Here is a 25,697-nt window from a genome sequence, read left to right on the forward strand (position 1 = left end):
ATCGGTAAAAGTTAAAGATCAAGTGACCATTGCCGTCTTTGTGCGGTGCGTCAGCTTTTCTACAATGGCCCTCGTTGCGAAGGTCGGCAAGGCGTTCTGCGTGATAGAACGTCCAATTGCGGGACCTTCGGGTCCGTGGAGCTTCTGATGAGTTCGATTCGCGCGGTGGTCTTCGACGCCTATGGCACGTTGTTCGACGTGTATTCCGTGGCCGCGCGCGCCGAGCAACTGTTTGCGGGCAAGGGCGAAGCGCTGTCGGTGCTGTGGCGCGACAAGCAGATCGACTACACGCGCATCCGCTCGCTGGCCGGCACGTCGGGCGAACACTACAAGCCGTTCTGGGACATCACCGTCGATGCACTGCGCTATGCGGCCGCACGCCTGGGCGTCGAGCTTTCCGCCCACGACGAAGCCACGCTGATGCGCGAATATGCGTGCCTGTCGGCGTTTCCCGAGAACGTGCCCGCGCTGCGCCGCCTGCGCGAGATGGGCTTGCCGCTGGGCATCCTCTCCAACGGCAACCCCCAGATGCTCGACATTGCCGTGAAGAGTGCCGGCATGTCCGGGCTGTTCGATCACGTGCTGTCGGTCGATGCGGTCAAGCTCTACAAGACCGCGCCGCAAGCCTATGCGCTGGCGCCAAAAGCGTTTGGTGTGCCGGCGGAACAGATTCTGTTTGTCTCGTCCAATGGCTGGGATGCCTGCGGCGCGACGTGGTACGGCTTCACAACGTTCTGGATCAACCGCCTGGGGCATCCGCCCGAGGCGCTCGACGTGGCGCCCACCGCGGCCGGCCACGACATGCGCGATCTGCTGCAGTTCGTGCAGGCAACACAAGCGACGTAAGGCATTGCATTTAATCGGTCCAGCCATAGGACCGAACCCGTTCAACCCTCACATCATCCTCTGGAGAACAACCATGGCGCTCACGCTGCCCCAAGGCATGGAGATCAAGGCCGAGATTCTGCCGGCCTACGAAGACATTCTGACCCCCGAAGCGCTGGCGCTGGTCGCCAAGCTGCACCGTGCCTTCCAGCCGCGCCGTAAGGAGCTGCTGGCTGCGCGCGTCGAGCGCGCCAAGCGCCTGGACGCCGGCGAGCGCCCGGATTTCCTCCCGGAAACGAAGGCTGTGCGTGAAGGCGACTGGAAGGTCGCCCCGATCCCGCCGGCACTGCACTGCCGCCGTGTGGAAATCACCGGCCCGGTCGATGCCAAGATGGTCATCAACGCGTTCAACTCGGGCGCGGACAGCTACATGACCGACTTCGAAGATTCGAACTCGCCGAGCTGGCACAACCAGATCCAGGGCCAGGTCAACCTGAAGGCCGCCATCCGCCGCACGCTGACGCTGGAGCAAAACGGCAAGACCTACAAGCTCAACGACAAGATCGCCACGCTGCAGGTGCGTCCGCGCGGCTGGCACCTGGACGAGAAGCACGTGCTGATCGACGGCGAGCGCGTGTCCGGCGGCATCTTCGACTTTGCGCTGTTCCTGTTCCACAATGCCAAGGAGCAGATCGCCCGCGGCGCCGGCCCGTTCTTCTACCTGCCGAAGATGGAAAGCCATCTGGAAGCGCGTCTGTGGAACGACATCTTCGTGATGGCGCAGAACGAGATCGGCCTGCCGCAAGGCACGATCAAGGCCACCGTGCTGATCGAAACCATCCTCGCCGCGTTCGAGATGGAAGAAATCCTGTACGAGCTGCGTGAGCACAGCGCGGGCCTGAACGCCGGCCGCTGGGACTACATCTTCTCGTGCATCAAGAAGTTCAAGGTCGACAAGAACTTCTGCCTGGCCGACCGCGCCAAGGTGACGATGACCTCGCCGTTCATGCGTGCCTACGCGCTGCTGCTGCTCAAGACGTGCCACAAGCGCGGTGCACCCGCCATCGGCGGCATGAGCGCGCTGATCCCGATCAAGAACGATCCGGAGAAGAACGCCATCGCCATGGCCGGCATCATCAACGACAAGAAGCGCGACGCGACCGACGGTTACGACGGCGGCTGGGTGGCACACCCTGGCCTGGTCGAGCCGGCCATGAAGGAATTCGTGGCCGTGCTGGGCGACAAGCCGAACCAGTTCGAGAAGCAACGCCCAGACGTGGAAGTGAAGGCTGCCGACCTGCTGGACTTCCAGCCGGAAACGCCGATCACCGAAGCTGGCCTGCGCATGAACATCAACGTCGGCATCCACTACCTGGGTGCCTGGCTGGCCGGCAACGGTTGCGTGCCGATCCACAACCTGATGGAAGATGCCGCCACGGCAGAAATCTCCCGCTCGCAGGTGTGGCAGTGGATCCGCTCGCCCAAGGGCAAGCTGGAAGACGGCACCAAGGTCACGGCTGAACTGGTGCGCAAGCTGATCCCGGAAGAATTGGCCAAGGTGAAGGAGACGGGCGCGGTGGGCCACTTTGACCGCGCTGCGGAAATCTTCGAACAGATGTCGACGTCGGAAGACTTTGCTGAATTCCTGACGCTGCCGCTTTACGAAGAGATCTGAAGTTAAGCGACGCCTAAAGCGCGCTGAGGAAACGCCGGCTGGGGCAACCCGCCGGCGTTTTTCATTTGGCGCAAGGCAGGCCAAGCCGCGCGATAATGTCACGAAATCTTGCGGAGGCCGCTTTGCGCTTTGAACACCTGGTGGAAGTCAACGATCCACTGAACCCCCTCATCGACACGCTGACCCTGAACCAGATCTGGCAAGGCCTGGTGCTGCGCGTGCGCGAGCAGACTGAATTTGTCGAAAGCCTGGACGAATGCAACATCACCGCTGAAGGCGACGGCTGGGTCGAGCGCGAACTCGTGTTCGGCAAGGCGCGCATCCAGGACCGCGTGACGCTCGAGCCGCACAAGCGCGTGACCTACACCACCGCAGCCACCGGCGAACACGCTGGGGGCTCGCTGACCATGACGATCGAGAGCAACGAGGCCAACGCGGCGTTCATCCGTTTCGTCTACGACACCACGCTGCCCAACGCCGACGAAACCGGCGACACGCGCTACGCCGAGATCGTCAAATCCGCCTACCGCGAATCCGACATCGACACCGTGCGCCGCATCCGCGAGATCGCCGCCACCGGCCGCCTCGGCTGACGTGTCCCGCCTGACCGGCGCTGGAGGAGGCGCCGGCCGGCTTTGCTTTGCCTGCCCCTGGTCGTCTCACACATCACGACAACGAGACCATGACGACATTCACGCCCACCCTGGAGGCGCTGCGCGCGCGTTACGGCGAGCGCTTCAAATGGCTCGTTCTCTTCACGCTGATGGTGGGTGCGGTGTCGTCCGTCATCTCCGCCACGATCGTGAACGTGGCGATCCCTGATCTCAGCCGGCATTTCGTGCTCGGGCAGGAACGCGCGCAGTGGGTGTCAGCCAGCTTCATGGTGGCGATGACGTTGTCGATGCTCCTCACACCGTGGCTGCTGCTGCGTTTCGGACTGCGTCGTACGTTTATCGGCGCGTTGCTGCTGCTGGGTGTCGGCGGGCTGGCGGGTGGCCTGTCGCCCAATTACGAAGTGATGATCGCCATGCGCGTCGTGGAAGGGATTGCAGCCGGCATCATGCAGCCGCTGCCCAACATCCTGATCCTGCGCGTGTTTCCGGAGCGGGAGCAGGGCAAGGCGTTCGGCCTGTTTGGCTTTGGTGTTGTGCTGGCGCCGGCCGTGGGCCCGAGCGTCGGCGGTTTCCTGGTGGAGTTGTTCGGCTGGCGCTCGATCTTCTTCGTGGTGATGCCCTTCACGCTGATCGGCTGGGCGATGGCGCGGCGCTTCATGGCCATCAATTCGTCGATGGCGGGCGAACCCAAGCCGCTCGATTGGCGTGGCCTGCTGCTGATCGGCGGCGCGACCGTCACGCTGCTCAACGGACTGGTCGCGTTGCACGGCGATGTGACGCACGGCGTTGTGCTGATGCTCGTGTCGGCCGTGTGCCTGGCGGGCTTCGTGTTCTGGCAGCGGCGGGTGGAGTCGCCGTTGCTCAACCTGCGGCTGTTCAGCTACCGGCAGTTTGCGATGGGGGCGGTCGTGGCTTTCATCTACGGGGCCGGGCTGTACGGCTCGACGTACCTCGTGCCGGTGTATATGCAGGTGGCGCTGGCCTATGCGCCGTCGCGCGCCGGGCTGGTGCTGCTGCCCGCCGGCCTCGTGCTGGCCGTGACGATCATGCTGGCTGGGCGGCTGACCAATCGCATCGAGCCGTTCCGACTGGTGTCCTTCGGGCTGGCAGCGCTTGCGCTTTCATTCTTCCTCATGGCGACCAACACCCGGGCAACGAGCTATCTGCTGCTGATCGCCATCGCCGTCATCGGACGGATCGGGCTGGGTTTCGTGCTGCCGTCGCTGAGCCTGGGCGCTATGCGTGGTGTCGATTTCACGTTGATCGCGCAAGGCTCCAGCGCCGTGAATTTCCTGCGCCAATTGGGCGGGGCGATCGGCGTGTCGGCTACGGGCATTTTTCTGCAATGGCGGCTCGCCACGCGCGGTATCGAAACGGTGCACGGTGCGGCAGTCGACCCGGAGGCGCGCATCCTGGCCTTTGACGAGACCTTCGTCTTTCTCGGCACGCTGTGCGCACTGGCCGTGCTGGCTGCATGGCGCATGCGCCGCCGCGAGCTGCCGTCCGCCATCCCTGCAGCGCAATAAAAAACCGGGCACGGGCCCGGTTCTTCGTTGGCGATTCGACGATCAGGTCGTTGCGCCGCTCTTCAGTTCTTCGACGAGGTCGATGTACTTTTGCTTGGCCTCGTCCTGCGACGTGCCTTTCAGGCCTTCCCACGCCTCAAACTTGTAGCGGCCGACGATGTCGGTAAAGCCCGGCTTGTCGCCGTGCGCGTCACCTTCAGCGCCTTGCTTGTACAGCGCGTACAGGCGCAGCAGTGTCATGTTGGCGGGGCGCTCGGAGAGGCCCTTGACGTCGATTTGGGCTTGGTCGAAACGGGCTTGCAGGTCGCTCATGATGATTCCCGGCTGAAAACAATGGTCTGGCGATGATAGCGCCGGGGGTGGGCGGTCGGGCCGTTTGAATTCGAGGACGGCTTCGGTTTTCTGCGCGATGTTTGGCCCGGTTTCCCGAGGCGCAGCCACGGGTTTGCGCATTCAGGCGCCACACCAGCCGGTACAATGCCGCCATGCCCTGGATTCTTGCTTTCGATACCTCCACCGAGTTCTGTTCCGTCGCCCTTGGTGACGGCACGCGCACGCTGTTCCGCCATGAACATACCGGCCCGCGCTCCAGTAGCCGCGTGCTGCCGGCGGCTTCCGAATTGCTGGCCGAGGCGGGCATCGCCCTGGCCGATTGCGCTGCGATTGCTTTTGGCGCCGGGCCGGGTTCGTTCACCGGGCTGCGCACAGCGTGCGGCGTGGCGCAGGGTTTGGCGTTTGGTGCGGATCTGCCGGTCGTGCCGGTCAACTCGCTTGTTGCCTGCGCCGAGCTGACGCGCGCAACGTTGCCCGCCGGCACGGCTGTGACCATTGCGCTCGATGCGCGTATGGACGAGTGCTACTGGGCCAGCTTCATTCCCGCCGATGCGGCGCAGGACGCATCCGGTTGGCATGCGCTTTCCGCCATCCAGGTCAGCGGCCCCCAAAACGTTGTCGCGCCGTCGCAGCCGTATTGGCTGGCGGGCAATGCCGCCGCGGTGTTCGGCGATCAGTTGAGCATCGCTGCAGGGGCCGCCGTTGTGTTGCCCGAGGTCGCGCCGCACGCTCGGGAAATCATCACCGTCGGTCTGCGCCTCCTGGCGGCCGGCCATACGGTGCGGCCTGAAGATGCGGCGCCGCTCTATGTCCGTGACAAGGTCGCGCTCACCATTGAAGAGCGACAAGCGGTGCAGCAGGCCAAGGCTGCCGCAGGTGCCCAGCCATGAGCCTGATCGACAACGCACTGGCCCGCGTCATCACGCAGGCGCCGCTGCCTGCGGGCTGGCGCGCAGAGCGCATGACGGCTCGCGATCTGGAGGGCGTTGCGGCGGTGGAGCTGGCGGCGTTCAAATTTCCCTGGTCGCGCGGCAATTTTGAGGATTCGCTCAAGTCCGGCCACCTCGGCATTGTCTTGCGTGACGGCGGCAACGAGGTCGCGGGCTACCTGATCCTCATGCCCGTGGTGGACGAGATGCACTTGCTCAACGTGACGGTGGCACCGGCGTGGCAACGACAAGGCCTCGGCCGTTGGCTCATGCGTCTGGCCACGGCGCTCACATTGGTGCATGGCTTCGGCAGCCTGCTGCTGGAAGTACGCCCATCCAATACCGGCGCGATTGCGCTGTATCACCGTATCGGGTTTGCCGAAATCGGCCGGCGCAAGCGCTATTACCCGGCCGAAAACAACACGCGCGAAGATGCGCTCGTCATGCGCATGGTGTGCGAGGCGAGCGGGGTGGAGGCCGCATGAATCGTCGATCCCGAATGCTCGAAGCGCTGGGCGTTTCGACCGAATGGACCTTGCGCGGGGCTGAGCCGGCCGAGGTGGAGGCCGTCAAGGCCCCTGTCGCCGAGCCGGTTGCCGTGGAGGTGGAAGCTGATTCGTTTGTTGTAGCTGAGTCCGAACCGGTGCGAGTTGAGCCGCCTGTCATGGAGGCGGAGGTGCCATCCGACACGGCTGCCCCACGCGCCCAGCGCATCGCCGCGTTCGATTGGGCACAGCTCGAAGCCGCCGTTTCCAATTGCACGTCGTGCAAGCTGTGCGAGCGCCGCACGAACACCGTTTTCGGCGTCGGCGACCGTCAGGCCGAATGGATGCTGATCGGTGAGGCGCCTGGCGAGCAAGAGGACAAGCAGGGCGAACCGTTCGTCGGCCAGGCCGGCAAGCTGCTCGACAGCATGCTGCGATCGATCGGCCTGTCGCGCGAGAAGGGCGTGTTCATCGCCAACGTGCTCAAATGCCGCCCGCCGGGCAATCGCGACCCGGAGCCGGACGAATCGGCCATGTGCGATCCGTATCTCAAGCGTCAGATTGCGCTGGTCAAGCCGCGCATCATCGTGGTGCTGGGGCGCATTGCGGCGCAAAACCTGCTGCAGACGCAAACGCCCGTCGGCAAGCTGCGCGGCAAGGTGCACGAGGTGGAAGGCGTGCCGGTGGTGGTGACCTATCACCCGGCCTATCTGCTGCGCACGCTGACGGACAAGGCGCGTGCCTGGGAAGATCTCTGCCTGGCGCGGAAGGTCTACGCGGAGCGCGGCGGGCAGTAGCTGCCCGCTGTGCGGCGGGCACTGCGTCAGTGGTGCTTGTCTTCGCCGATGAGCGCGGCGGTGTGGAACAGCTTCTCGTTGACGCGGTGCCGACGCATGACCAGCGCCATCGTCAGGCAGACGAAGACGCCGAACGACACGATCACCACGCCCACCGACACATTCAGCTTGATGAGCAGTGCGTACAGGCACAGCATCAGCAGCACGGAGACATTTTCGTTGAAGTTCTGCACCGCAATCGAGTGGCCGGCCGAGAGCAGCACGTGCCCGCGATGCTGCAGCAGTGCGTTCATCGGCACCACGAAAAAGCCCGACATGGCGCCCACCAGCATCAGGAACAGGTAGGCGATCATCATGTACAGCGGCAGCTTCATCGCGCCGATGTGGAATGTGATCTCGGGAATCGTATGCTTGGTGTAGAACGCCATCAGCATGACCACCGCGCCCATCGCCACGCCCACTGGCAGCACGTCGAGCGAGCGGCGCAGCGGAATCTTCACGGCGGCAGCCATGGCGCCGGCCGCCACGCCCACTGCCACCACCGCTTGCAGAATGGCACCCTGCGACAGGTTCAGCTCCAGCGATTGCTCCGCCCACTTCAGCACGATGAATTGCAGCGTGGCGCCCGCGCCCCAGAACAGCGTCGTCACCGCCAGGGATATCTGGCCCAGCTTGTCGTGCCACAGGGCGTTGAAGCAGTCGGCAAACTCGGAAATGAGACGTACCGGATTCTTTTCCTGCTGCGGATACCGTGCACCGGTATCGGGAATGCGCGTGTTGAACAACGCCGCGATCAGGTAGATCACCATGATCACCAGCATGGCCGCTTCGGCGGGGGTATCGATGCGCTCGAGCCCGGGAATGTCGAACGACAGCAGCCACGCCGACACATGATTGGAAATCAGCGCCCCGCCCAGCACGGTGCCCAGGATGATCGAGCCGACGGTCAGCCCTTCGATCCAACCATTGGCGGCGACAAGTTTTTCAGGGGGAAGGAGTTCGGTGAGGATGCCGTACTTGGCGGGCGAATAGGCCGCTGCACCAAAACCGACCACGCCATAGGCGAGCAGCGGGTGCAGCCCGGTCAGCATCACGCCGCAGCCCACCAGCTTGATGGCATTGGTGATGAGCATCACCTTGCCCTTGGGCCGGGAATCGGCAAACGCGCCGACGAAGGCGGCAAGTAGAACGTAAGAGAGCACGAAGAACAATTTGAGCAGCGGGGTCATCCACTGCGGCGCATGCATCTCTGTCAGAAGGGCGATGGCGGCAATGAGCAGCGCATTGTCGGCGAGCGACGAAAAAAACTGCGCCGCCATGATGGTGTAAAAGCCCTTCTTCATACCTTCGAATTCGTCCCCGTAGACCGCGGTGCCATGTTCGTCTTCACGTCCTGCCGGCAGCGTGCCGGCACTCGGAAGCGCCCCCGGGGGTGCCGGCCAAGCGGTGCGTCGGCTGACCGGCCGCGCAGCGCACAGGTGCGCGGAGCCGGCATTGAAGCCAGCGCCCGCGAGGGCTCCCCTGATTGTGGTTCCCTTGGACGGGGCCCTTGCGGTGCTGCAAAACACGCATCGCCGGGCAACCTCGGGAATCTTCACTGACAGGCGTTCGGGCCATGCGTTCCGCCCGCAGCTTGTTTTTGATCTCGCCTGTTTGCATGGTCAAACCGGATGTGACGCCACAGCGCAAAAAGAAGTGGCTGGTGCCCAACTTTCTCCATGCCCGCAGCGCATCACGACGGTTTTCCCATGCCTAAATTGAACGGCTTTATATCACGAAACCTGTGCCCTTCCGGTGACGGCCGCGCACTTTCTTTTTTGGCACGCTGATGACAGACGCGAACCAGTTAGCGTCCTGTGGTCAAATAGAACGCTCATCGCGTGAGCCCGGGCGCACGGCCCGCTCACAGCCTGTTTGCCTGTTGCATTGCAGCACCGACGCCGCGCCACGAGCGCGCCATCGCATTCACGTTTTGCAGGTTTGCCGTCATGCCAAGACCCATCCAGGCCGTCATCCACGGCCCAGCACTTGCCAATAATCTCCAGGTTGCCCGCCGCCACGCGCCCAACTCGCGCGTGTGGGCCGTCGTCAAAGCCAACGCGTACGGTCACGGCATCGAACGCGTATATGAAGGCCTGCGCCAGACCGACGGTTTCGGCCTGCTCGATCTGGACGAGGCCGTCCGCCTGCGCCAGCTCGGCTGGCAGGGGCCGATCCTTCTGCTGGAAGGTTTCTTCAAGCCGGAAGATCTGGCCATCGTCGAGCAGTACCGCCTGACCACCACCGTCCACTGCGAAGAGCAACTGCGCATGCTGGAACTGGCACGCCCGAAAGGGCCCATCAGCGTGCAGCTCAAGATCAATACGGGCATGAGCCGCCTCGGCTTCGCGCCTGCCGCCTACCGCGCCGCCTGGGAGCGCGCCCGTGCCATTTCGGGCGTCGGCACGATCGTTCACATGACGCATTTTTCCGATGCCGACGGCCCGCGCGGCATCGAGCATCAACTCATCGCGTTTGAACAGGCCACGCAAGGTTTGCCGGGCGAAGCGTCGCTCTCCAACTCCGCGGCGACGCTGTGGCATCCGAAAGCGCATCGCGACTGGGTGCGCCCGGGCGTGATCATGTACGGCGCATCGCCGACGGGCGTGGCGGCGGACATCGACGGCACGGGCCTGATGCCGGCCATGTCGCTCAAGAGCGAGCTGATCGCCATCCAGGATCTGCAGCCCGGCGCGACGATCGGTTACGGCTCGCGTTTTGTTGTGGAGCACCCGATGCGCATCGGCATCGTCGCGTGCGGTTATGCCGACGGCTACCCGCGTCATGCGCCCGGTTGGGACGGCAACCATACGCCGGTGCTGGTCGACGGCGTGCGCACGCATATCGTGGGCCGCGTGTCGATGGACATGATCACCGTCGACCTGGCTGGCGTGCCCGAAGCGCGTGTCGGCACACCGGTCACGCTGTGGGGCGAAGGTTTGCCCATCGACGACGTCGCGCAGGCGTCCGGCACCGTCGGCTATGAGCTGATGTGTGCATTGGCGCCGCGCGTGCCGGTGTCGGTTGAACCGGTCAGCACGGCAGAGGCCGGCGACCTGGGCAAGGCTGCCTGAGCGCAGCATCGTCAATACAAAGATCAAGCGGCGGCCGCCCATGCGCGGCGCCGTAAGCAGGGGGTTGTTTGGCCAAGAGCAAGACGGTCTATACGTGCACCGAATGTGGCGGCACGGCACCGAAGTGGGCGGGGCAGTGCCCGAATTGCCAGCAGTGGAACACGCTGGTGGAAACCGTCGCGCAGCCGACGTCCGGCGCCGGCGCGCGCTTCCAGTCGCTGGCATCCAGCGCGACGGTGCGCAAGCTGTCGGACATCGACGCGGTGGATGTGCCGCGCTTCTCCAGCGGCATCGACGAATTTGACCGCGTACTGGGCGGCGGCCTGGTCAGCGGCGGTGTGGTGCTCATCGGCGGTGATCCGGGGATCGGCAAATCGACGCTGTTGCTGCAGGCGCTGTCCAACCTGTCGACCGACCGGCGGGTGCTGTACGTGAGCGGCGAAGAGTCCGGCTCGCAGATCGCGCTGCGTGCGCGTCGCCTGGGCATCGAAAGCCCAAACCTCGCGCTGCTGGCAGAAATCCAGCTTGAGCGCATCCAGGCGACCATCGAGACGGAAAAGCCGGAAGTCGTCGTCATCGATTCGATCCAGACGCTGTATTCCGAGGCGCTGACCTCGGCGCCGGGCTCCGTGGCCCAGGTGCGCGAGTGCGCGGCGCAGCTGACGCGCATTGCCAAGCGGCTGGATGTGACCACCATCCTGGTCGGCCATGTGACCAAGGAAGGCGCGCTGGCGGGCCCCCGTGTGCTCGAACACATTGTCGATACGGTGCTGTATTTCGAGGGCGATACGCATTCCGCCTACCGGCTCGTGCGTGCGTTCAAGAACCGTTTTGGCGCCGTTAACGAGTTGGGTGTGTTCGCAATGACGGAGCGCGGCCTGCGCGGCGTGGCGAATCCGTCGGCGCTGTTCCTGTCGCAGCACGAGCAGGTGGTGCCGGGCTCGTGCGTGCTGGTAACGCAGGAAGGCACGCGGCCGCTGCTGGTCGAAATCCAGGCGCTGGTGGATACGGCCAACGTACCGAATCCGCGCCGCTTGGCGGTGGGCCTGGAGCAGAACCGGCTGGCGATGTTGCTGGCGGTGCTGCACCGTCACGCCGGCATTGCGTGCTTTGACCAGGATGTGTTTCTCAACGCGGTGGGCGGCGTGAAGATTACCGAACCGGCGGCGGACTTGGCGGTGCTGCTGGCCATTCATTCGTCGATGCGCAACAAGGCGCTGCCGCGCGGGCTGGTGGTGTTCGGCGAGATCGGCCTGGCCGGGGAAATCCGCCCGACGCCGCGCGGCCAGGAGCGGTTGAAGGAAGCCGCCAAGCTGGGCTTCTCGATTGCCGTGATCCCGAAATCCAACGCGCCCAAGCAGGCGATTGACGGGCTGGAGGTCATTGCCGTCGAGCGCATTGAGCAAGCCATTGACCGGGTGCGCTCGCTGGAGGCTTGATCGTTCAACATTTCGCAACGGTATCGTTGATGCCATTTGAAAATGCATGTGCCGTTGCGGTGCGATAATCCGCCAACTTTTCTCCATGACTTCTCTGAACTGACGCCGCCATGCAAGCCAACTCGCGCGCCTTTTTCCTGCTGATTGCCGTGATCTCCTTCGGGTTGGTCGGCTATGCGCTGTACCTGCAGCACGTTGAGGGGCTGCAGCCATGCCCCCTGTGCATCCTGCAGCGGTTTGCGTTCCTCGGCATCGGCGTGTTCTCGCTGCTGGCGGCGCTGTCGTCGGCCACGCGGCTGCTGTGGCACGGGCTCGGCATGCTGTCTGGCCTGGCCGGCCTGTGCGTTGCGGGGTATCACGTGTCGCTGCTGCTGAACCCGAAGGCAACGTGCGGCATCGACCCGATCGAGAACTGGGTCAACGCGCTGCCCACTGCCAAATGGCTGCCGCAGGTGTTCGAAGCCGATGGCCTGTGCGTCGGGCCGATGCCGCCGGTGCTGGGCCTGTCGGTGCCGGTGTGGTCGCTGATCTGGCTGGTGATTCTGTCGCTGACGCTCGTGGTGGCGATGATCCGCCGCGAGCGCCGCTGAGCCGGGGCCGCTGATCATGCAACGCGTGCTGGTGAGTGCCTGCCTGCTGGGCCAGCCGGTGCGCTATGACGGCGGCACAGTCGCCACCGAGGGCGGCATCCTGGCGCGCTGGCAGATGGAAGGGCGCATCGTGCCGATGTGCCCGGAGATGGCCGGCGGTTTGCCCGTCCCGCGTCTGCCCGCGGAAATTCACGGCGAGGGCGGTGGCGCGGCGGTGTTGCGGGGCGCAGCCCGTGTTGTCGAACACCACGGCCATGACGTTACGGAAGCGTTTGTAAGGGGCGCGCAACGCGCCCTGGAGGCGGCGCAGTCTGCCGGCGTGCAAGTCGCCGTGCTCACCGAGCGCAGCCCGTCTTGCGGTTCTGCATTTCTCTACGACGGGACGTTTTCCAGCCAGTTGCAGGAAGGCGAGGGCGTGACGGCGGCGCTGCTGCGCCAACACGGCATCCGCGTGTTCAGCCAGCACCAGCTGGAAGAAGCCGGGCGCCTGCTCGATGCGCTCGACGCGCAGGACCGCGCCGATTCGTCAATCGGCAAACCGTAGCGGCAAGGCGAGCTGCACGGGCTCGCCGTTCTCCTTCACCACGCTGTTGCGCTCGACAAAGAGCGGATGTTGCAACGCTTCTTCCATGCGCAGCACGGGCGTGACACAGCAATCGGCATCGGCAAAACGCGCGGTCCATTCGGCTTGCGTGGCGGTCAGGAAGAGCGCAGCAAGTTCATCGCGAATGGCGCGTGCGTCATCGCCGCCGACGCGCTGGCCGAGCGCCCAGTGCTGCGCTTTCCATTCGGGTTTTTCGATGACCTCGCACATCGCCTGCCAGAACTTCAATTCGAGCGCGCCGACGGCCATGAAGCGATCGTCCGCCGTGCGATATACGCCGTAGCACGGCACGCCGCCATTGAGCAAATCGGTGCCCGCAGGGCTGGCCTTGCCGCGCGTGCCGACGGCAAAGAACGCCATCAGGTTGTGCGCGAACACCGAGTCCGTCATCGATACATCGACGTAGCGGCCGCGGCCCGTGGCGCGCGCGTCGACCAGCGCGGCCAGGATGCCGACCACCGCCGTGAGGGCGCCGCCCAGCAGGTCGCCGATCTGCACGTTCGGGACGATGGGCGTGCCATCCGCGCTGGCGAGTTGATCGAGTATACCCGCATAGCCGACGTAGTTGATGTCGTGGCCGGCCGCTTGCGCCAGCGGGCCGTCCTGGCCGTAGCCGCTGATGGAACACATGACGAGCGCCGGGTTGGCCGCGCGCAGGGTGTCCCAGCCGACACCGAGGCGCGCCATGACGCCAGGGCGGAAGCTTTCGATCAGCACATCGGCGTGGCGTACGAGTTCGATGAGCGCGTCGCGGTCTTCGGCGCGTTTCAGGTCGAGCCGCATTTCGGTCTTGCCGCGATTGAGCGAGCGGAAGAACAGGCTCGGACGTTCGGCCGCGCGGTCAGCGGAGGTGCGCATCATGTCGCGCGCGTAGTCGCCGGGGCCGGGGTCTTCGATCTTGATGACTTCTGCGCCGAGGTCGGCCAGGTGGCGCGTGGCGGCCGGGCCGGGCAGCAGGCGCGTGAGGTCGAGCACGCGCACGCCGGTCAGAGGCTGGTGCGTGGCGGTGTCCGGCGACGGCGATGTCATCAACAGGTCTCCTTGGCCGGACGCGCCAGCCTCAATTGATTTGTTCGAGTTGTTCGTGCAGCTCGAGCCAGCGCTCTTCGAGTTCGTCGAGTTCGGCGTTCAGCTCGGCCTGGCGGCGCAGGCTTTCCATCATGCGCGCCTTGTTGGCCTCTTCATACGCGGCGCCGTCGGCGAGGAAGGCTTCGAGTTCCGCCTTTTCCTTTTGCAGCGGCGCCATGCGTTTTTCGATGGCGTCGACGTTCTTCTGCAGCGGCTTGCGCAGCGCATTCAGGCGCTGACGTTCGGCTGCTTCTTCGCGCTTCTGATCGCGGCGGTTGGTGGCCGGCGCGCCATCGGCATCGGCCGGAGCCGCCTGTGCGCTGGCGGCTGCGCGCTTGGCAGCGGCTTGCTTGAGCAGCCAGTCGCGGTAGTCGTCCAGATCGCCGTCGAACGGGGCGACGGTGCCCTGACCAACGAGCAAAAACTGGTCGGTCGTGGCACGCAGCAAGTGGCGGTCGTGTGAGACGAGGATCAGCGTGCCGTCGAACTGGGCCAGCGCCATCGTCAGCGCTTCGCGCGTGTCGAGATCCAGGTGGTTGGTCGGCTCGTCGAGCAGCAGCAGGTTGGGGCGCTGCCAGACGATCAGGGCGAGCGCCAGGCGCGCCTTCTCGCCGCCCGAGAACGGCTCGATGGGCGAGGTCGCCATGTCGCCGCGGAAGTTGAAGCTGCCGAGAAAGTCGCGCAACTCCTGCTCGCGTACGTCGGGCGCCAGCCGCGCCAGATGCAGCAGCGGCGAAGCGTGATCGTCCAGCGTTTCAAGCTGGTGCTGGGCGAAGTAGCCGATCTGCAGCCCCTTGCCGCGCCGGATCGTGCCGGACAGCGGCGCCAGCGTCTCGGCCAGCGTTTTCACCAGCGTCGACTTGCCCTGGCCATTGGCACCCAGCAGGCCGATGCGCTGGCCGGTCTGGATCGAAAACGTCAGGTGTTTGAGGATGGTGATGGGCTCATCAACGCTCGGGCCGGGATACCCGCAATCGACGCCTTCAAACGTGAGCATCGGGTTGGGCGCCGCATCGGGCTCGCGGAATTCGAATGAGAAGCCCGCCGCCGCATGCACGGGCGCCAGGCGCTCCATGCGCTCCAGCGCCTTGACGCGGCTCTGCGCCTGCTTGGCCTTGCTGGCCTTGGCCTTGAAGCGCGTGATGAACGATTCGAGATGCGCGATCTGCTTCTGCTGCCGTGCGTACGACGCTTCCTGCAGCGCCATCTGCTGCAGGCGCTGCGTCTCGAACTGGGTGTAGTTGCCGCCGTAGCGTTTGAGCTTCTGGTTCTCGATATGCAGCGTGACGTTACAGACGCCGTCGAGGAATTCGCGGTCGTGCGAAATCATGACGAGCGTGCCGGCGTAGCGCGACAGCCAGTCTTCCAGCCAGACCACCGCATCCAAATCCAGGTGGTTGGTCGGCTCATCGAGCAGCAGCAGGTCGGACGGGCACATCAGCGCCTGCGCCAGATTCAGGCGCATGCGCCAGCCACCGGAGAAGCTCGCCACCGGCTGCGACGTCTGCGCCATCGTGAAACCGAGACCGAGCAGCAGCGCCTGCGCGCGCGCCGGTGCGGTGTAGCCGTCGGCATCGGCAAAGGCGGTGTGGGCTTCGGCCTGTGCGTGGCCGTCGTGCGCCGCTTCGGCCGCGGCGAGGCGGCGTTCGATGTCGCGCAGGCGGGTATCGCCGTCGAGCGTGTAGTCGAGCGCGCTGCGGTCGACTGCCGGCGTTTCCTGCGCCACGTGCGCGACCTGCCAGGTGGGCGGGATGGCGACTTCGCCGCCGTCGGCGTGCAATTCGCCGCGCAGCATCGAAAACAGCGTGGATTTGCCGCTGCCGTTCACGCCGACAAGGCCGACCCGTTCACCGGGGTTGAGGGTGGCGGTGGCGTGGTCGAACAGCACCTTGGTGCCGCGCTGGAGGACGAGGTCGTCGAATCGGATCACGAAAAACTGCGCTTGAAGGCAAATCGGAGAAGGCTGCGATTGTAGCGTGCTGCGTCGCACGATCCTGGCGCGCCGGAGGCGTTTGGACTGGTGCATTGCACCGTGCCGAAGCAGCGCCCGCCCGCAATCTGTGCGGCGGCATTGGACCTAGGGAAAACCATAGGTCTTCATGAAAGTTTTTTTCTTTACACGGCCGATTCGTGAAAATACATTTACACAAAATTTTCACGGCCCAGGAACATGGCGAAATCCACCAGCAAGCGCACGGATGTGTCGAAAGGCGCATTTGCCGCCGATGCGACGGTCTCCGAGCGCATTGGAGCGGCCCTTGCCACGCTCACGCCGGCGCACCAGCGCATGGCGGAATACGTGCTGGCGAACCCGTTCCGCGCGGCCACCATGCGCATCGACGAGTTTGCCGCCGCGGTCGACATGTCGATTGCCACGGCCAACCGTTTTGCGCTGGCGCTGGGCTTTGACGGCTATCCGCAGTTCCGCGCGGGGCTGCTGCGCGGCTTCGAGGCGACGCTCGCGCCGGTGGAAAAACTGCGCCACGAGCTGGCGCGCCCGGCCACCAGCGCGGAGATCTTCGCGGCCTCGCTCAACGAAGACATCGCCAACCTCGACGCCACGCGCCGCATGCTCGACGCCGCTGCGTGCGAACGCGCGGTCGACGCCATCCTCGGCGCACAGCGCATCTACGTGATGGGCTTTGGCGCCAGCGGCTATCTGGCGGGCCTGCTGCGCCATGGGCTCGATCTTTACTGCGACACGGTGATCTCCGTTTCGCAGCCGGGCGGCGCATCGGATGCGGCGCGCCAGCTGCGCAAGATCGGGCCGAAGGATCTGCTGATCGCCATCGCATTCCCGCGCTATGCGGCGGACACCATCACGCTGGCCAAGCAGGCCGGCAAGCAAGGCTGCCAGCTGCTGGCGCTGACCGACAGCCCCACATCGCCGCTCGCGCCGCTGGCCGACATTGCGTTGTATGCGCGGCCGGAGCGGCAGTTTTCCGCCACGTCCGACACGGCTGCCGTGGCGCTGTTCGAAGCGCTGTGCGGCGCGGTGGCGCATCGCTCGGCGCATTCGCTGGAATCGGCCGAGCGCCTGACTGAATTTGTGCTGCCGTGGCTGCATACCGCCCCGGCGCCGCGCGCCAACGACGCCGCGAACGCTCCCGGCACATCGACGACCACCCGACGCGGCCGCAAACGCACCGCTGAAAACTGATTTACATCGAGCCACGCATGACTACGCCCATCCTCGCCATTCATGGCGGCGCCGGCACCATCACCCGCACGGCCATGAGTGCCGACAAGGAAGCCGCCTACCAGCAGGCCCTGAACGACATCCTGGCCGCCGGGCAACGCATTCTCATGGACGGCGGCAGCGCGCTGGATGCCGTGACCGAAGCCGTGCGCTTGCTCGAGGAGTGTCCGCTGTTCAACGCCGGCAAGGGGGCGGTGCTCACCAGCGCCGGCACGTACGAACTCGATGCGTCGATCATGGACGGCGCCACGCTGGCGGCCGGCGCAGTCACCTGCGTCAAGCGCCTGCGCAACCCGATCCTTGCGGCCCGCGCGGTGATGGAGCGCAGCGAACACGTCTTGTTCACCTCCGAAGGCGCCGAGGCGTTCGCCCAAGCGCAGGGCCTGGAGTTTGTCGAGCCCGACTACTACTACACCGAAGCGCGCTACGCCCAATGGCAGCGTGCTCGCCAGCAAGACGGCATGGCGCTGCTCGATCACGATGCCGCGTCGCTCGTGGCCAAGGAAGCCGCGCCCATCGACCCGGACAACAAGTTCGGCACCGTGGGCGCCGTGGCATGCGACGCGCAAGGGCGCCTCGCGGCGGCCACCTCCACGGGCGGCGTCACCAACAAGAAGGTTGGCCGCGTGGGCGACACGCCCATCGTCGGCGCGGGCTGCTTTGCGAACAACGTGGCTGCGGTGTCGTGCACGGGCACGGGCGAGATGTTCATCCGCGCGGTGGCCGCCTATGACGTGGCCGCGCAGATGGAATACGCCGGCAAGTCACTGGCCGATGCCACCGACGACGTGGTGATGCGCAAGCTAATGGCCATCAATGGCCGCGGCGGGCTGATTGCCGTGGACGCACAGGGCAACGTCGCCTTGCCGTTCAACACCGAAGGGATGTACCGCGGGTTCGCACGCGGGGCCGAAGCGCCCGTCGTGTCGATCTACCGGTAAGCAGCAGCCCAGCAGAGAAGCGAGCAGGACAGCAGGAGATTTGTCGTGACAGCAACCAAACAGCCCAGTGCCAGCAGCGTCATTGCCATGCCCGATCAGCGCGTCGTGCAGGTGCAAGACCTGAGCGTGCGCTTTGCCACGTCCGAACGCGTGGTCGACGCGGTGCGCAACCTGTCGTTCCACGTCGACCGCGGCGAGACGCTGGCCGTGGTGGGCGAATCGGGTTCCGGCAAGTCGGTGACGTCGCTGGCGCTGATGCGGCTGGTGGAGCACGGCGGCGGCAAGATCATCGGCGGGCAGATGCATCTGCGCCGCCGCAACGGCGAGGTGCTGGACCTGGCCAGCGCCAGCCCGGCGGCCATGCGCGGCGTGCGCGGCGCCGATATCGCGATGATCTTCCAGGAGCCGATGACCTCGCTCAACCCGGTCTTCACCGTGGGTGAGCAGATTGCCGAATCGATCCGCCTGCACCAGGGCAAGCCCGCCAGTGAAGCCAAGGCCGAGGCGCTGCGCATGCTGGAGCTGGTGCGCATTCCGGAAGCGCGCAATGTGCTGGGGCGCTATCCGCACCAGCTGTCGGGCGGCATGCGCCAGCGCGTGATGATCGCGATGGCGCTGTCATGCAAACCGTCGCTGCTGATTGCGGATGAGCCGACCACCGCGCTGGACGTCACCATCCAGGCCGAAATCCTGCAACTGATCCGCGCGCTGCAGCAGGAGCTGCACATGGCGGTGGTGTTCATCACGCACGACATGGGCGTGGTGGCGGAAGTGGCCGACCGCGTGCTCGTGATGTACAAGGGCGACCGCGTGGAAGAGGGCCCGTCGGCCACGGTCTTCGCACAGCCTGCGCATCCGTATACGCGTGCGCTGCTGTCGGCGGTGCCGCGCCTCGGCTCGATGCAGGGCACCGATGGCCCGGCGCGCTTTCCGCTGTTGCGTGTGGATGGCACGGCCGCAGCGGTCGACACGACACCGCAACCGGCGGCGTCGCACGATGTGCAACCCATTTTGCGTGTGCGTGATCTCGTCACGCGCTTTGACGTGCCCACGGGCATCTTCGGCCGGGTCACGCGCCGGGTGCATGCGGTGGAGCAGGTCAGTTTTGATCTCTACCCTGGTGAGACGCTGGCGCTGGTCGGCGAATCGGGCTGCGGCAAGTCGACGACGGGACGGTCGCTCTTGCGTCTGGTGGAGTGCCAGAGCGGCAGCATCGAATTTGCCGGCCAGAACATCGGCGAGTTGAAGGGGCCCGCGCTCCAGACGCTTCGCCGAAACATCCAGTTCATCTTCCAGGACCCATTCGCCTCGCTGGACCCGCGCGTGCCGGTCGGCTACTCCATCATGGAGCCGCTGCTGGTGCACAAGGTGGCCTCCGGCAAAGAGGCGCAGCAACGCGTGGAATGGCTGCTCGACAAGGTAGCCTGCAGGCCGCGCATGCGTCGCGCTATCCGCACGAGTTCTCGGGCGGGCAGCGCCAGCGCATCTGCATTGCGCGTGCGCTGGCATTGAACCCGAAGGTGGTGATTGCCGATGAGTCGGTGTCCGCGCTGGACGTGTCGATCCAGGCGCAGATCGTCAACCTGATGCTCGATCTGCAGAAGGAGTTTGGCGTTGCGTTCCTGTTCATCTCGCATGACATGGCGGTGGTGGAGCGCATCAGCCATCGCGTGGCGGTGATGTACCTCGGCCAGATCGTCGAGATCGGCCCGCGCCGCGCCATCTTCGAAAACCCCCAGCACCCGTACACGAAGAAGCTGATGTCGGCCGTGCCGATTGCGGACCCGGCGCGCCGTCACCTGAAGCGTGAACTTTCCACGCACGAAATTCCCAGCCCGATCCGTGCCGTTGGCGACCTGCCGGTGGTGCAGCCGTTGGTGCAAGTGGCGCCAGACCACTTTGTTGCCCGCCATTCGATTGGCGGCGCGTATTAATCGCAATACAGAACGCAGTGAGACGTCATCTTTGATGAGGAGGAAGGAAATGTTCAATCGCTTTGCCCACCGAGTCGCATTCAGCCCGCGCGCAGCCATGGTTGCCAGCGGCCTGGCCTTGGCGGCATTCACCATGCCGGCCTTTGCCGCCAAGGATGCCGTGATGGCGGTCTACTCGACCTTCACCACGATGGACCCGTACGACGCCAACGACACGCTGTCGTTCAGCGCCGCCAAATCGTTCTATCAAGGCCTGTTCGGCTTCGACAAGGACATGAAGCTGGTCAACGTGCTGTGCGACAGCTACGACGTCAGCAAGGACGGCCTGGTCTACACGTTCAAGCTGCGCAAGGGCGTGAAGTTCCACGACGGCACCACCTTTGACGCCACCGCCGTCAAGGCCAACCTGGACCGCGTGACGGACCCGGCCAACAAGCTCAAACGTTTCGTGCTGTTCAACCGCGTGGCGAAGACCGAAGTGGTGGATCCGTACACCGCGCGCGTGACGCTCAAGGAGCCGTTCTCGCCGTTCATCAACGTGCTGGCGCACCCGTCGGCGGCCATGATTTCGCCCACGGCACTCAAGAAGTACGGCAAGGACATCGCCTTCCACCCGGTCGGCACCGGCCCGTTCGAGTTTGTCGAATGGAAGCAGACCGACTACCTGAAGGGCAAGAAATTCGACGGCTACTGGAAGCATGGCCTGCCGAAGATCGACACCATCACCTGGAAGCCGGTGGTCGACAACAACACGCGCGCCACCGTCATGCAGACGGGCGAAGCCGACTTTGCATTCACGATTCCGTTTGAACAGGCAGCGGTGCTCAAGAGCAGCCCGAAGGTTGACCTGATTGCCGCGCCGTCGATCATCCAGCGCTATGTCAGCTTCAACACCAACGTGAAGCCGTTCGACAACCCGAAGGTGCGTCAGGCAATCAACTACGCCATCAACAAGGATGCGCTGACCAAGGTGGCGTTTGCGGGCTACGCCGTGCCGTCTGAAGGTGTGGTGCCGCCGGGCGTGGACTACGCCGTCAAGCTGGGCCCGTGGCCGTACAACCCGGCCAAGGCGAAAGAGCTGCTGAAGGAAGCGGGCTACCCGAACGGCTTCGAGACGCAACTGTGGTCCGCCTACAACCACACGACGGCGCAGAAGATCATCCAGTTCGTGCAGCAGCAACTGGCGCAGGTCGGCATCAAGGCCTCGGTGCTGGCGCTGGAAGCCGGCCAGCGCGTCGAGCGCGTCGAAAGCGTGCCGAAGCCCGAAGACGCCGGCGTGCGCATGTACTACGCAGGCTGGTCGTCGTCGACGGGTGAATCGGATTGGGCGCTGCGTCCGCTGCTGGCATCGGAAGCCATGCCGCCCAAGTCGTTCAACACGGCGTACTACAAGAACGAGCAGGTCGATGCCGACATCGCCGGCGCGCTGCGCACGACCGATCGCGCAGAGAAGTCGAAGCTCTACACCGACGCGCAGAAGCGCATCTGGGAAGACGCACCGTGGGCCTTCCTGGTGACGGAGAAGATCGTCTACGCGCGCTCGAAGCGCCTGTCGGGTGCGTACGTGGCACCGGACGGTTCGTTCAGCTTCGACGACATCGACATCAAGCAATAAGTCTCATTGCCGTACCGGCCCGCGCAGCCGTTGCGCGGGCCCTTGCATTTGAATTGCCGCCTGCGGTGGATTTGCCATGCTGAACTACTTCATTAAACGTGTGCTGGGCGTGATCCCGACACTGCTGATCGTGGCAGTGCTGGTGTTCCTGTTCGTGCACCTGTTGCCGGGCGACCCGGCGCGACTGGCTGCCGGCCCCGAAGCCGACCCGGCCACCGTCGAGCTGGTCCGCGCCGATCTGGGGCTCGACAAGCCGATGCACGAGCAGTTCGTGCGCTTTTTCGGTAACGCGCTGCGCGGCGAGTTCGGCAACTCGATCCGCACCAAGCGGCCGGTGAGCGAAGAGATTGGCGAGCGCTTCTGGCCCACGCTCAACCTGACGATTGCCAGCATGGTGTGGGCGGTGATCTTCGGCATGGTGATCGGCATCACATCCGCCGTGTGGCGCAACAAGTGGCCCGACCGTCTGGGCATGACGCTCGCCGTGTCGGGCATTTCGTTTCCGGCGTTTGCGCTGGGCATGCTGCTGATGGAGGTGTTCTCGGTGCAGCTCGGCTGGCTGCCGTCCATCGGCGCGGATACCTGGAAGCACTACGTCCTGCCATCGCTTACGCTGGGCGCGGCCGTGGCCGCGGTGATGGCGCGTTTCACGCGTGCATCGTTCGTGGAAGTGCTGCAGGAAGATTTCGTGCGCACCGCCCGTGCCAAGGGCGTGCGCGAGACGGTGGTGGTCATCAAGCATTGCCTGCGCAACGCGATGATCCCGGTGGTGACGATGATGGGCCTGCAATTCGGCTTCCTGCTGGGCGGCTCGATCGTCGTGGAGAAGGTGTTCAACTGGCCGGGTCTCGGGCGCCTGCTGGTAGATGCAGTCGAGATGCGCGACTACCCGGTCATCCAGGCCGAGGTGCTGCTGTTCTCGCTGGAGTTCATCCTGATCAACCTCGTGGTGGACATGCTGTACACCGTCATCAACCCCACCATCCGCTACAAGAAGTAAGGAGGCCGCCATGACCCAAGCCGCAAGCCAGGCGGTCGCACCGCAAGCCGCCACCGAACCCGTCCGCACCCCGTGGACGGAGTTCTGGCGCAAGTTCCATAAGCAGCATCTGGCGATGGGCGCAGGTGTGTTCGTGATCGCGCTGGTGTTGATCGCCATCCTCGCGCCGCACATCGTGCCGTTCGACCCGGAAAACTATTTCGACTACGACGCGCTCAACGCGGGGCCGTCGGCGCAGCATTGGTTTGGCGTCGACTCGCTGGGCCGCGACATCTTCAGCCGCATCCTGATGGGTACGCGCATCTCGCTGGAAGCGGGCTTCGTTTCGGTCATCATCGGCGCCATCGTGGGCACCATGCTCGGCCTGCTGGCCGGCTACTACGAAGGCTGGTGGGACCGCATCGTCATGCGCATCTCCGACGTGCTGTTTGCCTTCCCCGGCATCCTGCTGGCCATCGGCATCGTGGCCATCCTGGGCAACGGCATGATCAACGTGATCTTTGCCGTGGCGGTGTTCAGCATTCCGGCGTTTGCGCGGCTGGTGCGCGGCAATACGCTCATGCTCAAGCACCTGACGTATGTAGAAGCCGCACGCAGCATCGGCGCATCGGACTGGACGATCATCATGCGGCACATCCTGCCGGGCACGATTTCGTCCATCGTCGTGTACTTCTCGATGCGGATCGGCACCTCGATCATCACCGCTGCCAGCCTCTCGTTCCTGGGCCTGGGCGCACAGCCGCCCACGCCGGAATGGGGCGCGATGCTCAACGAGGCGCGCGCCGACATGGTGACGGCGCCGCACGTAGCGATCTTCCCGAGCCTGGCCATCTTCCTGACCGTGCTGGCGTTCAACCTGCTGGGCGACGGCCTGCGCGACGCGCTGGACCCGAAGATCGACCGCCGCTGAGTTTGCCGGTATGTCTCTGAGCCTTCCGCACATCGGCGCACTGTCGGCCGGCACACGCAACAGCATCACCGACGTGGCCGGCGTCACCGTCGGCCACGCCACGATTGCCGGCGGCGACATCCAGACCGGCGTGACCGTGGTATGCCCGCACGCCGGGGACCCGTTCCTCGACAAGGTGCCGGCCGCCAGCGTCGTGCTCAACGGCTTCGGCAAGAGCATCGGCCTCGTGCAGGTAGACGAACTGGGCGTGCTGGAAACGCCGATTGCGCTGACCAACACGTTTGCCGTGGGCGCCGTGGCGCAAGCGCAGATCCGCCAGGCGGTTGCCGCCAACCCGCAGATCGGCCGCGCATGGTCGACCGTCAATCCGCTCGCCTTTGAATGCAATGACGGCTACCTGAACGACCTGCAGGCGTTTGCCGTGCAGGACGTGCACTACGACGCGGCCTACGCTGCGGCAGCCCAAGCGTTTGAGCAAGGCGCGGTCGGGGCAGGGCGCGGGATGTCGTCGTTTGGCGTGAAGGGCGGCATCGGTTCTGCGTCGCGCGTGGTGACGCTTGCCGACGGCACGCAGCGCACGGTGGGTGCGCTGGTGCTGTCCAACTTTGGCGTGACGGAAAACCTGACGCTTGCAGGGCGCAACGTCGGTGCGGAGCTGGCAAAAGCGCTGGCCGCTGGCACGCCGGCGCCGGAAAAGGGCTCGATCATCATGCTGCTCGCCACTGATGCGCCGCTCGATGCACGCCAGTTGCGCCGCCTTGCCTTGCGCGCTGGCGCCGGGCTGGCGCGCACCGGCTCCGTCTTCGGCCATGGCAGCGGCGACATCGCGCTCGCGTTCTCTACTGCCTACACCGTGCCGCACGAAGGCACACGCGCCATGCCGGCCGTCGCCATGACCCACGAATCGCACCTCGACCCGCTGTTCCAGGCCGCCGCCGACAGCGTCGAACAAGCCATCGTGCACGCGCTGTTCCACGCAACGGCTGTCACCGGCCGCGACGGCAACACGCGCCGCGCACTGACCGAATTGATCTGACCTGACTCCATGCGAATCCTGATTTCCGCCGACATCGAAGGCGTGGCCAACGTGTTCCACCCCGAGCAGACGCGCGCCGGCAACGGCGAATACGAACGCGCCCGCCGCTGGATGACCGCCGAAGCCGACGCCGCCGTCCGCGGCGCCTTCGATGGCGGCGCCACGGACGTGCTCGTCAACGATTCGCACGGAGGTTTCCGCAACCTCATCCCCGATTCCATCGACCGCCGCGCACGCTTCGTCCTCGGCAAGCCGCGCTACCTGAGCATGATGGCCGGCGTGGACGGCTGCGATGCCGTGTGCATGATCGGCTACCACGCGCGCGCCGGCAGCCGCGGCGTGCTGGCACACACCATCAACAGCTTCGCGTTTGCGCGCGTGTGGTTCAACGAACAGGAACTGGGCGAAGCCGGCCTCTACGGCGCCCTGGCCGGCGAGCGCGGTGTGCCGGTGGCCGTGGCCAGCGGCGACGACGTGTTCATCAAGGAAACCAAGCCGCTGCTGCCGCACACCACGTTTGTCGAGACCAAGCAGGCCGAAGGCCAGAACGCCGGCACATCGCTCTCGCCCGAGCAGTCGTGCGAAGCCATCTACGCAGCGGTGAAAGCCACGGTACGGCGCGGCCATTTCAGCATGCCGCTGCGCCTCCAGGCACCGATCGTCTGCCGCCTGCAAACGCAAACACCCGCATTGGCCGACCTGTTCTGCCAATGGCCCGCCCTGGAGCGCGTCGACGGCACGATGCTGCGCTTCGCCGCCGACTCCGTAGAACATGCTGTGCGTATGCTCAACAGCCTCTCCGCCATGTCGGCGATGCTGCGTTAAGCAGCAGCTCAGCACATCACAGCGCCAACGCTCGCGCTGAGACGGTTTGGCCGTTGACGTTCCTGCCCTTGATGGCGCCTTGAATTTCTATAAGCGGGCGGAAAAAAGACGGGGAACTGTCCGAGCGCAGCGAGTTTTCCCCGTCTCCGCCCGGTTACATAAATTCAAGGAATCATTTCGGCCATCTCGGGCGCGCCTTTCTTTGCCTACCATTTCTTTGGCAAGACAAAGAAAAGTAG

22 protein-coding genes and 1 pseudogene are annotated in these 25,697 nt (G+C 65.0%); 19 read left to right on the forward strand and 4 right to left on the reverse strand.

Annotated features, from left to right (window positions below; all coding sequences use genetic code 11):
• The first annotated feature begins 147 nt into the window (after nucleotides 1-147).
• The 4 genes from FUT88_RS16010 to FUT88_RS16025 all read left to right on the forward strand — a co-directional run bounded on the left by FUT88_RS16010 (nucleotide 148) and on the right by FUT88_RS16025 (nucleotide 4,640).
• Nucleotides 148-846, forward strand: coding sequence for a haloacid dehalogenase type II (locus tag FUT88_RS16010; protein ID WP_147216582.1), 699 nt, complete (start codon nucleotides 148-150; stop codon nucleotides 844-846).
• A 73-nt stretch (nucleotides 847-919) separates the two neighbouring features.
• A complete protein-coding gene (gene aceB, locus FUT88_RS16015; protein ID WP_102067094.1) occupies nucleotides 920-2,500 on the forward strand; it encodes a malate synthase A in 1,581 nt (526 codons plus the stop codon).
• Between the two features lie 122 nt (nucleotides 2,501-2,622).
• Nucleotides 2,623-3,093 (forward strand): SRPBCC family protein, encoded by a 471-nt coding sequence (locus FUT88_RS16020; RefSeq protein WP_147216584.1) that lies wholly within the window; start codon nucleotides 2,623-2,625, stop codon nucleotides 3,091-3,093.
• 89 nt (nucleotides 3,094-3,182) lie between these two features.
• Entirely contained in the window at nucleotides 3,183-4,640 is a 1,458-nt protein-coding gene (locus FUT88_RS16025; RefSeq protein ID WP_147216586.1) for a DHA2 family efflux MFS transporter permease subunit, read from the forward strand.
• A 42-nt stretch (nucleotides 4,641-4,682) separates the two neighbouring features.
• Here the strand turns inward: FUT88_RS16025 and FUT88_RS16030 are convergent, their stop codons facing one another.
• Nucleotides 4,683-4,952, reverse strand: a complete 270-nt coding sequence (locus FUT88_RS16030; RefSeq protein ID WP_004626591.1) for an acyl-CoA-binding protein — start codon at nucleotides 4,950-4,952, stop codon at nucleotides 4,683-4,685.
• A gap of 173 nt (nucleotides 4,953-5,125) precedes the next feature.
• Here FUT88_RS16030 and tsaB point away from each other — a divergent pair, with 173 nt between their 5' ends.
• The 3 genes from tsaB to FUT88_RS16045 are packed head-to-tail and all read left to right on the forward strand — an operon-like array spanning nucleotide 5,126 to nucleotide 7,184.
• Nucleotides 5,126-5,863: a tRNA (adenosine(37)-N6)-threonylcarbamoyltransferase complex dimerization subunit type 1 TsaB gene (gene tsaB / locus FUT88_RS16035; protein WP_147216588.1), complete on the forward strand. Its 738-nt coding sequence runs from the start codon at nucleotides 5,126-5,128 to the stop codon at nucleotides 5,861-5,863.
• The gene (gene rimI / locus FUT88_RS16040; protein WP_147216590.1) at nucleotides 5,860-6,387 is read left to right on the forward strand and encodes a ribosomal protein S18-alanine N-acetyltransferase; all 528 of its coding nucleotides are present in this window, start codon (nucleotides 5,860-5,862) and stop codon (nucleotides 6,385-6,387) included. Before tsaB ends, rimI begins: the two co-directional genes overlap by 4 nt.
• Nucleotides 6,384-7,184 carry a uracil-DNA glycosylase family protein gene (locus tag FUT88_RS16045; protein ID WP_147216592.1) on the forward strand — a complete coding sequence of 267 codons (801 nt, stop codon included), beginning with the start codon at nucleotides 6,384-6,386 and terminating at the stop codon, nucleotides 7,182-7,184. The genes rimI and FUT88_RS16045 overlap by 4 nt, the downstream gene beginning before the upstream one ends.
• A 26-nt stretch (nucleotides 7,185-7,210) precedes the next feature.
• On the opposite strand, the gene lplT is transcribed toward FUT88_RS16045, so the two are convergent.
• The gene (gene lplT, locus FUT88_RS16050) at nucleotides 7,211-8,527 is read right to left on the reverse strand and encodes a lysophospholipid transporter LplT (RefSeq protein ID WP_147216594.1); all 1,317 of its coding nucleotides are present in this window, start codon (nucleotides 8,525-8,527) and stop codon (nucleotides 7,211-7,213) included.
• Between the two features lie 645 nt (nucleotides 8,528-9,172).
• Between lplT and alr the strand changes: the two genes are divergently transcribed.
• The 4 genes from alr to FUT88_RS16070 all read left to right on the forward strand — a co-directional run bounded on the left by alr (nucleotide 9,173) and on the right by FUT88_RS16070 (nucleotide 12,870).
• Nucleotides 9,173-10,297, forward strand: coding sequence for an alanine racemase (alr, locus tag FUT88_RS16055; RefSeq protein WP_147216596.1), 1,125 nt, complete (start codon nucleotides 9,173-9,175; stop codon nucleotides 10,295-10,297).
• Between the two features lie 68 nt (nucleotides 10,298-10,365).
• The gene (radA, locus tag FUT88_RS16060) at nucleotides 10,366-11,736 is read left to right on the forward strand and encodes a DNA repair protein RadA (RefSeq protein ID WP_009238271.1); all 1,371 of its coding nucleotides are present in this window, start codon (nucleotides 10,366-10,368) and stop codon (nucleotides 11,734-11,736) included.
• Between the two features lie 110 nt (nucleotides 11,737-11,846).
• A complete protein-coding gene (locus FUT88_RS16065) occupies nucleotides 11,847-12,326 on the forward strand; it encodes a disulfide bond formation protein B (RefSeq protein WP_147216598.1) in 480 nt (159 codons plus the stop codon).
• A 16-nt stretch (nucleotides 12,327-12,342) separates the two neighbouring features.
• Nucleotides 12,343-12,870: a DUF523 domain-containing protein gene (locus tag FUT88_RS16070; RefSeq protein WP_147216600.1), complete on the forward strand. Its 528-nt coding sequence runs from the start codon at nucleotides 12,343-12,345 to the stop codon at nucleotides 12,868-12,870.
• On the opposite strand, the gene FUT88_RS16075 is transcribed toward FUT88_RS16070, so the two are convergent.
• Together FUT88_RS16075 and FUT88_RS16080 are read right to left on the reverse strand one after the other, a co-directional pair.
• Nucleotides 12,853-13,959 (reverse strand): CaiB/BaiF CoA transferase family protein, encoded by a 1,107-nt coding sequence (locus FUT88_RS16075; RefSeq protein WP_147216602.1) that lies wholly within the window; start codon nucleotides 13,957-13,959, stop codon nucleotides 12,853-12,855. The genes FUT88_RS16070 and FUT88_RS16075 overlap by 18 nt on opposite strands.
• 31 nt (nucleotides 13,960-13,990) lie before the next feature.
• Nucleotides 13,991-15,928: an ATP-binding cassette domain-containing protein gene (locus FUT88_RS16080; RefSeq protein WP_186829321.1), complete on the reverse strand. Its 1,938-nt coding sequence runs from the start codon at nucleotides 15,926-15,928 to the stop codon at nucleotides 13,991-13,993.
• Between the two features lie 240 nt (nucleotides 15,929-16,168).
• Here FUT88_RS16080 and FUT88_RS16085 point away from each other — a divergent pair, with 240 nt between their 5' ends.
• The 8 genes and pseudogenes from FUT88_RS16085 to FUT88_RS16120 all read left to right on the forward strand — a co-directional run bounded on the left by FUT88_RS16085 (nucleotide 16,169) and on the right by FUT88_RS16120 (nucleotide 25,458).
• Entirely contained in the window at nucleotides 16,169-17,158 is a 990-nt protein-coding gene (locus FUT88_RS16085; RefSeq protein ID WP_102067103.1) for a MurR/RpiR family transcriptional regulator, read from the forward strand.
• A 17-nt stretch (nucleotides 17,159-17,175) separates the two neighbouring features.
• Nucleotides 17,176-18,138: an isoaspartyl peptidase/L-asparaginase family protein gene (locus FUT88_RS16090; RefSeq protein WP_147216604.1), complete on the forward strand. Its 963-nt coding sequence runs from the start codon at nucleotides 17,176-17,178 to the stop codon at nucleotides 18,136-18,138.
• Between the two features lie 87 nt (nucleotides 18,139-18,225).
• Nucleotides 18,226-20,072, forward strand: a pseudogene (locus tag FUT88_RS16095) (dipeptide ABC transporter ATP-binding protein).
• A 49-nt stretch (nucleotides 20,073-20,121) separates the two neighbouring features.
• Nucleotides 20,122-21,687 (forward strand): glutathione ABC transporter substrate-binding protein GsiB, encoded by a 1,566-nt coding sequence (gene gsiB, locus FUT88_RS16100; protein ID WP_147216606.1) that lies wholly within the window; start codon nucleotides 20,122-20,124, stop codon nucleotides 21,685-21,687.
• A 76-nt stretch (nucleotides 21,688-21,763) separates the two neighbouring features.
• Nucleotides 21,764-22,687 (forward strand): glutathione ABC transporter permease GsiC, encoded by a 924-nt coding sequence (gene gsiC, locus FUT88_RS16105; RefSeq protein ID WP_147216608.1) that lies wholly within the window; start codon nucleotides 21,764-21,766, stop codon nucleotides 22,685-22,687.
• A gap of 10 nt (nucleotides 22,688-22,697) precedes the next feature.
• Nucleotides 22,698-23,597 (forward strand): glutathione ABC transporter permease GsiD, encoded by a 900-nt coding sequence (gene gsiD, locus FUT88_RS16110; protein ID WP_147216610.1) that lies wholly within the window; start codon nucleotides 22,698-22,700, stop codon nucleotides 23,595-23,597.
• A gap of 10 nt (nucleotides 23,598-23,607) precedes the next feature.
• Complete coding sequence (locus FUT88_RS16115) at nucleotides 23,608-24,633, forward strand: P1 family peptidase (protein WP_147216612.1); 1,026 nt, start codon at nucleotides 23,608-23,610, stop codon at nucleotides 24,631-24,633.
• Between the two features lie 9 nt (nucleotides 24,634-24,642).
• Nucleotides 24,643-25,458: a M55 family metallopeptidase gene (locus FUT88_RS16120; protein ID WP_009238259.1), complete on the forward strand. Its 816-nt coding sequence runs from the start codon at nucleotides 24,643-24,645 to the stop codon at nucleotides 25,456-25,458.
• The last annotated feature ends 239 nt before the right edge of the window (nucleotides 25,459-25,697 follow it).

The sequence above is a fragment of the Ralstonia sp. TCR112 genome (assembly GCF_007997035.1).
Lineage (GTDB): Bacteria > Pseudomonadota > Gammaproteobacteria > Burkholderiales > Burkholderiaceae > Ralstonia > Ralstonia edaphi.